Here is a 9,286-nt window from a genome sequence, read left to right on the forward strand (position 1 = left end):
TGGCCGTGTACCGCGAAGAGCAGATCTGCGACCTCGCCGAGTTGGCGCGACTCTTCCGCGAAGGGCTACGGGTCGTGCAACGAAGGCGGGCGGCGCTGGACAGTGCCAGCAGAGGTCTGTCGGGCACCTCGATGGCCGCATGCCCTCGCACCGACCTGCACGCCGCGCTCCGCCGCCGGTATCAGCCGCTGGAACTGATGCATCAACTGCTGGAACAACGCAGCGCGCTCGAAGGTGCGGTGCACGCCGGGGCGATAGTGGTCGGCGAGGAGATCGTTGCGGGGCGCCCCGCGATCCGGGTACGGCTCGACACCCCGGCGGAGTTCGCGGAGGGACGAAACGTCGCGATCGACGGGCCCGCCCTGGAACGCCCGGCGAGCCTGCGCATCCTCTCCCGCAACGCCGGCGGTGACGGTCCATCGCTCGCGCTCGAGCATGCCGGCACACCGCTACCCGCAGGCACCCAGTTGCACCTCGAGCAGCAGGGCCGCTTCGCTCTGAGCAAGCACAGTCTGGCTCTGCGACGGTTTCTCGACGAACAGGTCGAAGGGAACTGGGAGCACCTGGCACTGCTGCTGCATACTCCGGACCGGCTACCGGCGCCGGAGATACCGGCGCTGCAGCACTACTTCGACCAGCAGCTCACCACCGACCAGCGGGCCGCGGTGGACGGCGCTGTCGGCAGCCCGCACACCTTCCACGTCCAGGGCCCGCCGGGCACCGGCAAGACCACGGTCATCACCGAGGTGGTTCGTCAGCTGACCGCGCGCGGCGAGCGGGTTCTGCTGCTCGCTCCGATGCATGTCGCCGTGGACGAGGTTCTTCGACGTGTGGCCGATGAGCCCGGCATCCTGGCCCTGCGAATCTCGTGGGACGAGTCACGCGTCGCGGAGGACCTGCGCCGGTTCCTTCCCGAGCAGGTCACCCACACATACCTGAGGCAGGCGAGAAGACCCGCCACCTCACAGGCGGACCGATGGCGCACGGAGATCGAGCAACTCCGGCGCCGTTGCACCGCGATCGAGGAATACATCGCCGCAACCGCCCACCACCGCACGATCACCGCCCAGTTGCAGGCGGCCGAGGACACCTATGGACAGTGGCGTAGCCGGCTCACAGCGAGCCTGGCTCGATTGCGAACCGACACCACGGAAGCCGAACAACGGCTGTCGACCCTCACTGCGGAGTCCGAGACGATAGCGACGGCGGCAAGGTCACTGCGGCGGCAACTCGACGCGGTGCCATGGTGGAGGCGGTCGCTGTCAGGCGTCCAGAACGTTCTCGGTGCCACCGATGCCGTGGCCCGGCTGACCGCGGACTACCGTGACGCCGAGGCTAAACGCCGGCACAACATCGAGGCTCAACGGCAGTGGACGGCACGGCACGCCACGACGGCAGCACAGCTGGCCGACGCTGAGAACGAACGCTGGCACGGCGAGCCCGCCCATCAGCGAACCATCGAGCGTCGACGGGAGGAGGCCGACGCCGGAAAAGCCGCGGTGGCCGACGCCGGCGCCCGTCTGGCAATCGTGATCGGGCCGCGCGCCGACAGCGACCTCGCCAGGCTGCACGAGAAACTGGATGCACAGATCCGGCAGCTCCAGCACCGTATCGAGCTGGAACAACGCTGGTTCGATTTGAGCGGTGCAGCGGCCGCAACACCGGAAACGTTCGCTGAACAGATAGCCGAAGACCTCAGGCGCACAGCTAACCTGATCTGCTGCACCACGACCGGGATCAACCGAGACCTGGGCGACTCCGACTTCGACACGCTGATCGTCGACGAGGCGAGCCGGGTCGTCGACAGCGAATTCCTGATCGGCGCGGTACGCGCCCGCCGCTGGGTGCTGGTCGGCGACGAGCACCAGCTTCCCCCGTATGTCGAACCGGCCGACGAGCATCACCTGCACGCCCTGTCCGCGCTGCACCAGGTCGCCCTGGGGAAGGCCACCGATCTGCCGGCGGCGGTCCGGCAACTCGGCCGGCTGTGGACCGAGGATGAGGAGATCCATCAGTTCCGGACCGAGACGGTGCTGCGCCGGGCCGAACAACTGGACGGCGACGGCACGTGGCAGCGCGAATACCGTCCCCGGTTCACCGATGTCTGGAGCCGGCTGCGCGGCCTAGGTGATGACCCGGAACGGACCCTGCTGTCGGCGATGCGCGACCATCTCGTGCTCAGCCAGTTCGAGCGCTCGGTCGTCGCGGCACCGCCCGCACTGCGCCACCGCCTGCGCGTGCAACGCCGCATGATCGCGCCGATCGCCGAGATCGTGGCCGGGCCGGTCTACGGCGGTGACTACCTCTCCCCCGAACCCGCGGACGTTCCACCACTGCCCTATGGCGGAACCAATACGCCGGTCGTCTTCGTGGACACCTCCGTGTACGGCGACAAAGCTGCCGAACGGCTCTCCGGCAACGGCTTCGTCAACGACAAGGAGGCCGAGTGCATCGCCCGGATGTGCCTGTCCTGGGATAAGCGCCTGCGCCGCTCCGGCAGCGCCCCCGTCACGGTCAGCGTCCTGACGTTCTATCGCGGGCAGGCAGCCGAGATCCGGCGCCGGCTCGGCTGGCCCGGGTATCCCGACTTCCGGGTACTGTCCTTCAACGTCATCGATGCGATCGACAAGATCCAGGGGCAGGAGAGTGACCTGGTGTTCCTCTCCTTCTGCCGCACGTTTCTCGGGCAAGGCAGGCCCTCCGCCCGGTACGGACGCTGGCTGCAGGACGTTCGCCGGCTCAACGTGGCCTGCACCAGGGCCAGATCCGGGCTGATCCTGGTCGGTCACCAGCCGACTCTTCGCCGGCTCAACGGCGTACCCGAAGCTGAGGAGTTCTACCGCAACCTGTTCCACCTGCTCTCCGAGAATCCCGATTTTGGGATCGCGAAGGGCGTCCAGTGACCGTCGTTCGCATCAGCGACCACGCTGTCGCAGCCCGGCCCGGCATCGTCGTCCTACCCGAGGTCCTCGTGCCCATGCTGTGGTGGCGTGGCGTACCGATGCACCGCACGCTGCCGATGTCGATGACACCCATGGAACAGTTCGTCCTCGATCTGGCGCTGACGACCGGACGAGCCGACGGCGAGGAGTTCGTGGCAATCACCGGGTTGCCACGCGAGCTGCTGCCGGCGGCGGCCCGTCGTCTGGTGTCATCGCGGATCCTGCACCGCGCCGACGGCGGCTTCGTCCCCCGGTTCCTCGCGGCGGAGAAGGCGGCACAGACCCGGGTGCTGTATGAACGGCGGCCTGTGGACACGGACATCGTGTTCCTGCCCCGAACCGGGGATCTGATCGCCCTGGACCCGCGCTCGTCGGGACTACGCGAACTCGACCGGCTACGCCCCCGATCCGCCGGCAACGCTCCGCTACCCGCCGATCTCGCCGGGGCGGGTTTCGCCGAATACTTGCAAGCTCGGTTGCAGGCCGGCTCGATCGCCGGCCTCTCGGATGATGTCACCGATGTGGCCTGGCTCCCGGGCGAGTCACCTCGCCTGCCGGAGGACGGGAGGTGCCCGGCGTACCGGTGCCGTGGTGAGCTTCGCCGCGACGCCAGCGGCCGGTACATCCCCTCGATCACCTATGGCGGCGCCGGGCAGCAGCCTGCGACGGTGGCTCTGCCGGGAGCGAAGGGACTGGCCGAACGCTGGCTCACAGTGGCGAATCTGCTCGACGCCCCGGATGCCCGCACACACCTCTGGAACACCGTCATGGGATGCGACGGCTACCCCGTACCCGCCGCCGACCGCACCGCACCGGGGCGCTGGATCTGCTCTGTCCCGGCCGAAGCCGCGCAGCGCCTCGCGGACCAAGGACGCAATCTTGCGCTGCCCCTCGGTGTCACCATCACGGATGAGGACGCCATGGTCGAGGCGACGCTCGAGTTGGCCGCCGCCGACGATGCCGCCCGGCGCCTCATCGCATTCGACCGGCTGCTCACCGCCGCGGCACAGCCGCGAGCCCATCCGGTGGACGTGCCGAGGACCCCGGCCGCCTGGCAGCGCGCATGGCGGCTCGGCTATCCCGGCCTGGTCTACGCCCTGCGCGAGGCGGAGGACTTCCGCCATGGCTGACGAGCTCGACCTGGGGGCTCTCCGGTCGCCCGACGGCTTCTACCTACGCACCGGGGCGTCTTTCACACCCTTCACCGCGGGCGGCGCCGAAGACCCGGTCTATCGGCACCGGTTCACCTACCGGGAGTCGGAGAACTTGCTCAAGCACGCGGCGATCGACCTGATCAAAAGCGCCCGGCACAGGATCTTCATGGCGAGCTACCGCATCGGCGACCACGATTTGCTGAACGCGCTGTTCGAGGCAGCGAACCGGTTGTGCGGCGGCGTCTACATCATCACATCCTGGACCGAGACCACCCTGCGGCGTGACCTTGCCGGGGCCGAGGACATGGACGGAGTGGACCTTCAGGCCCAGAACAAGAGGTTCGACGAACTGACCCGCCGCGGTATCGCCCTGCGCGGACACGAACAGTGCCATGCCAAATTTCTCGTCGTGGACGACGACGCGGCGCTCGTCTCCAGCGCCAATCTGGAGACGAGCGCGCTCGCCGACCGGCCGGGGCGCGGCGCCACCGGCGAAAACGGTGTCGTCGTCACCGACAAGGCCGAGGTCGACAGGCTGTCCCGGTTCTTCACCCGGCTGTGGTATGCGGGCTGCACATGGGAGGCACTCCCCGGCGAGGAATATGCTCTTCACCATCGCAAACCGGTGCCGTGCCCGGTCGCCGTGCCGCCGCCGGCCGAGGGGCCGGGAGTGATCTGGACCGACGGCGATCACCGTGAGTACAGCATCCTCGCCGCGCTGCACGACGTCATCGGCCGGGCGCGCCGAGAACTCGTACTCGCCACGTTCAGCCTGACCGGCATCCGTGACCGTCCCGATCTGCTGCTGGACCCGCTGCGCATCGCAATGACGAACCACGACCTCGACGTACGCCTGTTGGTCCGGTCCCGGAACAACGTCGCGGCCCACCGGGCTGATACCGCAGCGCTCGCCGCGCTCGGTGTCACCGTGTACGCGGACTCACTCACCCACGCCAAGGGTGTCATCGCCGACAGCCGGTACGGCGCGCTGTTCTCCGCAAACTTCGACGCCCAACACGGCTTGTTCGACGGCGTCGAAGTGGGGGTCAGACTGGATGAGAGCTCGGCCCTGGCCGAGGCCGAGCGGTTCTTCGACCACGCCATGACAAATGCGGACATGCGGTTCGTACCGCATCCGACGCAAGCCGAACTGGACAGAGGTCTCGCCGCCCGATGGCAGCGGCCCTGGCCGCACGGACAGCGCCTCGTTGTCCAAACCGACGACTCGACCTGGCATCGTCTGACCGAGAGCGCCATGACCGGACCGGTCCTCTGGGAGGAGTCGCCAGAACTGCGCCTCTATCTGGCCAACCTTGCGGTAACGCTGATTCCCGTTGTTCAGGGAGGCTATCGCCTCGTCGTCGAGGCGAGCTCCACGAGCGCCACGGCGCGGCTCGAGAGCTGGTACAGGGCAACCTCCAGTCCCGGAATCGGCCCCCGCGGCTGCTGCCCCGCCGTACTGGTCAGGGCGGAAGACGACCAATGATCGTCCACACTCACCGCCTGATCGCGAGGAGTCGTTTTGGTACGGGTTAGGTTTCGGCCGGCTGTGGCAGCCGTTGTGGCTTGCCTGCTCGGGCCGTTTCACCTGGCGATGGCGGCACTGTCGGCCACAGCGTTCGACGTCGCACGATCGACCGCCGGCACCGCGCACAATCCTGCCTGGGAGTCGGCAGCGGGCTCGGTGTGGCTGGCCTCCTTCATCGTGCAGGCACTTCTCGCCTTCATCATCGCCTTCGGGTGGGCGGTACGGCGGGGTACGGCCCGGCAGCGACTCGCCCGGGCAGGCGTACGAACGGCAGTCGGCGTCCTGCTCTTGACGCTGATCGTGGTCGCGGTGATCATCGCATTGGGGCTCAGCCAGGATGCGTTCCGCGGCTCGACCATCGTCTTCTGTCTCCTCTTCGGGTTCAGCACCGCCTTGGGCGTGGGATCGGCCGCCGTTGCAGCGTCGGCAATGTCCGACCGAAACCGGGCTCGATAGCGCGGACGTTGAACCACGATGAACTGGTCAGGGAAACGACCCAGATCGGCGCGAGATCGACCTTGATCACGAAGGGCGCCAGCCGGCCACAGCCGTTCGACCAGGGCACAGAGCCGGCAAGCGTCACATCCTGCTAATCTACCTGCTAATCAGGTGATGAGCAGGTAGATTAGCAGGATGTGGCCACGATGAACGCCGACGAACTGGTCGAGATCGTTGAAAACCTGCGAATGCTTGGCAGCGACGTCACCGACATCGAGGTCAAGGAGGCCGTCGGCGGGCTTCCGAAGAGCCTGCGGGAAACTCTGTCGGCCTTCTCCAACACCCGTGGCGGAATCCTCGTGCTCGGTCTCGACGAGACAGCAGGCTTCGCCCCGGCGAGGCTCGGCGACCCGGCCAAGATGGCCGCCGACCTGGCCTCGCTATGCAGCACCGACATGGATCCACCGCTGCGTCCGCACATCCAGATCCTCCCCTTCGAGGGCGTTCAACTGCTCGTCGCGGAGATCCCCGAGCTTCCCCGCGAGCAGAAGCCCTGCTACTACCGCGGCGCGGGCCTCACCAAAGGCGCCTACACCCGCGTCCACGACGGCGACCGGCAACTGTCCAGCTACGAAGTACAGATGATGCTGTCCGCCAGAGGGCAGCCGAGAGACGACCTCGAACCGGTACCCGGAATCGGCCCGGACGCCCTCGACCCGCACCTGGTCTCCGCCATGATCCTCCGGCTGCGCAACAGCCGCCCCTACGCCTACCGGGACCTGAGCACAGAGGAGATCCTGCGCCGCACGAAGATCCTCACCGCTGGCACCGACGAGGTCTCGATCGGTGGACTGCTCGCCCTGGGAAGTTATCCTCAGGAGCACTTTCCCCAGCTCATGCTCACTATCGTGCACTACCCTACCGACGACGGACCCGACGAACGAAGCGGCATTCGTTTCCTCGACAGCGTCGCCATCGAGGGACCGATACCGGTCATGGTCCGCGATGCGCTCACTGCGCTGCGCCGCAACATGTCCCGTCGCTCGATCACCACCGGAGCCGGTCGGCAGGACATCTGGGAGTACCCCGATACCGCGTTACGCGAAGCCGTGGTCAACGCGCTGGTCCACCGCGACCTCTCCGCAGCCTCCCGCGGCGCTCAGGTCCAAGTCGAGATGTTCCCCAACCGCCTGGTCATTCGTAACCCAGGTGGGCTTTTCGGACCGGTCACCTTGGAGAACCTCGGCGAAGAAGGCGCCACCTCGTCCCGCAACGCGTCCCTGCTGCGCATCCTCGAAGACGTGCCGATCCCCGGCGAGGACCGGACGGTCTGCGAGAACAGGGGATCGGGGATCCGGGCGATGCTGAACTCGCTGCGCCGGGCCGGCATGAGCGCCCCCGCCTTCGACGACCGCATCTCGTCCTTCGTCGTCACCTTCCCCAATCACACCCTGCTCAACGACGACGTCGTCCAGTGGATCGGAAGCCTCGGCCAGGACGGGCTCACCGACAGCCAGTGCATGGCCCTCGGCCTGATGTACGGCGACGCCGTCCTCGACAACACCAGGTACCGGAAGCTGACCGGTGTCGACTCCCGCAAGGCCACCGCCGAACTGCGGAATCTCGTCGCCCGTCGGCTGGTCGAACAGGTGGGGACCCGCAGGTGGGCTCGATACGGCTTGGCGCAGCAACTCAGGCCCGGCGTACGCGTACCCCAGGACCGCGCACACCGCCACTCGCCGGCGGACCGACGTGCGGAGATTCTTGAGGCTCTCGGCAACACGACAGCTTCCCGAGCTGACCTCGCCCAGCGAACCGGACTGTCCGACCAGACCGTACGCCGCTGGCTGACGGTCCTGCGCCGGGAAGGCCGCGTGGAGGCGACAGAAGAGTCGACCGCGAGCAGGCACACCAAGTACCGCCGGATCGCTACGGACGTTGAACGAGGGTGAACGTTGGCGTGCAGGGCCCAGGTCTTGCCGTCGGGGTGCGAGGTGCCGCCGGCCGAAAGGGGCAGGTCTCCGTCGGCGCGAGTGTGCTCGCACGGGCCGGGCAACGGGCCGGTCGGCTCTGATCGGTCGTCGCCGCCGCCGGATAGCGTGCGGCCATGATCAATTTTCGTCGCTCGATGAGTGGCGGGGTGGCCCTTGTGGCTGCCGTCCTTCTCGCCACGGGATGCTCCACGGATGAAGCGCAACCGGAACGGGCCGCGCCCACCGGTGTCTCCGCCCCGGCCACCGTTGCTGACAACGCTCAGGGGCGTGTGAGCCCGGCGGACTTCGCCACCGCGATCGCACGGCCGGGAATCGTGCTGCTGGACGTCCGTACCGCGGAGGAGTTCGCCGGCGGGCATCTGGCCGGGGCGATCAATCTGGACGTGGAGGCGGCCGACTTCGCCACCCGTGTCGCCGAGTTGGACAGGTCCAAGTCGTACGCCGTCTACTGCCGTACCGGTCGCCGGTCCGGGGTCGCCGCCGAGCAACTGCACGCCGCCGGCGTCACCGAGGTGATCGACCTCGATGGCGGCGTGACGGCGTGGACGGCGTCCGGCCGCGCCCTCACCACAGGCTGAGCCGGCCTCCGCCTGAGCCGGCCTCCGCCAGGCGGTTCTGGTGTCCGCGGCGGAATTCGTATCGATCTCGGCAAGGAGAAGGAGATTCGCATGATCAAAGTCTGTGTTCCGGTCACCGAGCAGGAGCAGGTCGACCCGCGATGGGGCCGGGCGCAGCGGGTGGCCGTCGTGGAGGCCGGTGACGATGGGATTCAGCGGTGGCAGGTGTTCGATGTGGGCTGGGATCGGTTGCACGACGAGGGCACCGAGGGTTCGCATCACGCGCGGGTCGTGCGCTTCCTGCGTACGCATGAGATCGAGATGGTGGTGGCGGCCCACATGGGAGCGCCGATGCAGAACACGCTGCGGAAGATGGGTTTGCGGGTGGTGCTGGACGCGGCCGGTGACGCCCGCTCGGCGGTCGGCGGCACTCTGTCCTGAGCACCGGAGCCCCTGGCTAGTATGCGGACGGCGTAGCAATCGACCTGACGTCACGCATACTCCTGTTCCAGTTCGGCCAGGTCGCGGTTGGCGAACTGCACGTGCGCCCACTGGTCGTTGAAGATGACTTGCAGGCATTTACTGAGCTTTTGGGGTCAGGGTCAGGGTGGTGCCAGTCCGCTGGTGGCGAGGAACCCGAAGGCGAGGGTGGGCCGGTACTGCATCCGTTTGA

7 protein-coding genes are annotated in these 9,286 nt (G+C 67.7%); all 7 read left to right on the forward strand.

What is annotated here, in order from left to right:
* The first annotated feature begins 197 nt into the window (after positions 1 to 197).
* The 7 genes from AB0I88_RS02610 to AB0I88_RS02640 all read left to right on the forward strand — a co-directional run bounded on the left by AB0I88_RS02610 (position 198) and on the right by AB0I88_RS02640 (position 9,054).
* A complete protein-coding gene (locus AB0I88_RS02610) occupies positions 198 to 2,903 on the forward strand; it encodes an AAA domain-containing protein (protein ID WP_361017535.1) in 2,706 nt (901 codons plus the stop codon).
* The gene (locus AB0I88_RS02615) at positions 2,900 to 4,072 is read left to right on the forward strand and encodes a hypothetical protein (RefSeq protein ID WP_361017519.1); all 1,173 of its coding nucleotides are present in this window, start codon (positions 2,900 to 2,902) and stop codon (positions 4,070 to 4,072) included. Before AB0I88_RS02610 ends, AB0I88_RS02615 begins: the two co-directional genes overlap by 4 nt.
* Positions 4,065 to 5,582, forward strand: a complete 1,518-nt coding sequence (locus AB0I88_RS02620; protein WP_361017521.1) for a phospholipase D-like domain-containing protein — start codon at positions 4,065 to 4,067, stop codon at positions 5,580 to 5,582. The genes AB0I88_RS02615 and AB0I88_RS02620 overlap by 8 nt, the downstream gene beginning before the upstream one ends.
* Before the next feature lie 63 nt (positions 5,583 to 5,645).
* Positions 5,646 to 6,080, forward strand: coding sequence for a hypothetical protein (locus AB0I88_RS02625; RefSeq protein WP_361017523.1), 435 nt, complete (start codon positions 5,646 to 5,648; stop codon positions 6,078 to 6,080).
* 188 nt (positions 6,081 to 6,268) lie between these two features.
* A complete protein-coding gene (locus AB0I88_RS02630; protein ID WP_361017538.1) occupies positions 6,269 to 8,014 on the forward strand; it encodes an ATP-binding protein in 1,746 nt (581 codons plus the stop codon).
* Positions 8,015 to 8,169: 155 nt separating this feature from the next.
* The gene (locus AB0I88_RS02635; RefSeq protein WP_361017525.1) at positions 8,170 to 8,634 is read left to right on the forward strand and encodes a rhodanese-like domain-containing protein; all 465 of its coding nucleotides are present in this window, start codon (positions 8,170 to 8,172) and stop codon (positions 8,632 to 8,634) included.
* A 90-nt stretch (positions 8,635 to 8,724) separates the two neighbouring features.
* Positions 8,725 to 9,054, forward strand: coding sequence for a NifB/NifX family molybdenum-iron cluster-binding protein (locus AB0I88_RS02640; protein ID WP_361017527.1), 330 nt, complete (start codon positions 8,725 to 8,727; stop codon positions 9,052 to 9,054).
* The last annotated feature ends 232 nt before the right edge of the window (positions 9,055 to 9,286 follow it).

The organism is Actinoplanes sp. NPDC049802 (genome assembly GCF_040656595.1).
In the GTDB taxonomy this organism is placed as follows: domain Bacteria; phylum Actinomycetota; class Actinomycetes; order Mycobacteriales; family Micromonosporaceae; genus Actinoplanes.

What these genes read in the sequence shown, in the direction of transcription:
- AB0I88_RS02610 (WP_361017535.1), top strand. Translation starts at nt 198, where the DNA reads ATGCATCAACTGCTGGAACAACGCAGCGCGCTCGAAGGTGCGGTGCAC.
- AB0I88_RS02620 (WP_361017521.1), top strand. Translation starts at nt 4,065, where the DNA reads ATGGCTGACGAGCTCGACCTGGGGGCTCTCCGGTCGCCCGACGGCTTC.
- AB0I88_RS02630 (WP_361017538.1), top strand. Translation starts at nt 6,269, where the DNA reads ATGAACGCCGACGAACTGGTCGAGATCGTTGAAAACCTGCGAATGCTT.
- AB0I88_RS02635 (WP_361017525.1), top strand. Translation starts at nt 8,170, where the DNA reads ATGATCAATTTTCGTCGCTCGATGAGTGGCGGGGTGGCCCTTGTGGCT.
- AB0I88_RS02640 (WP_361017527.1), top strand. Translation starts at nt 8,725, where the DNA reads ATGATCAAAGTCTGTGTTCCGGTCACCGAGCAGGAGCAGGTCGACCCG.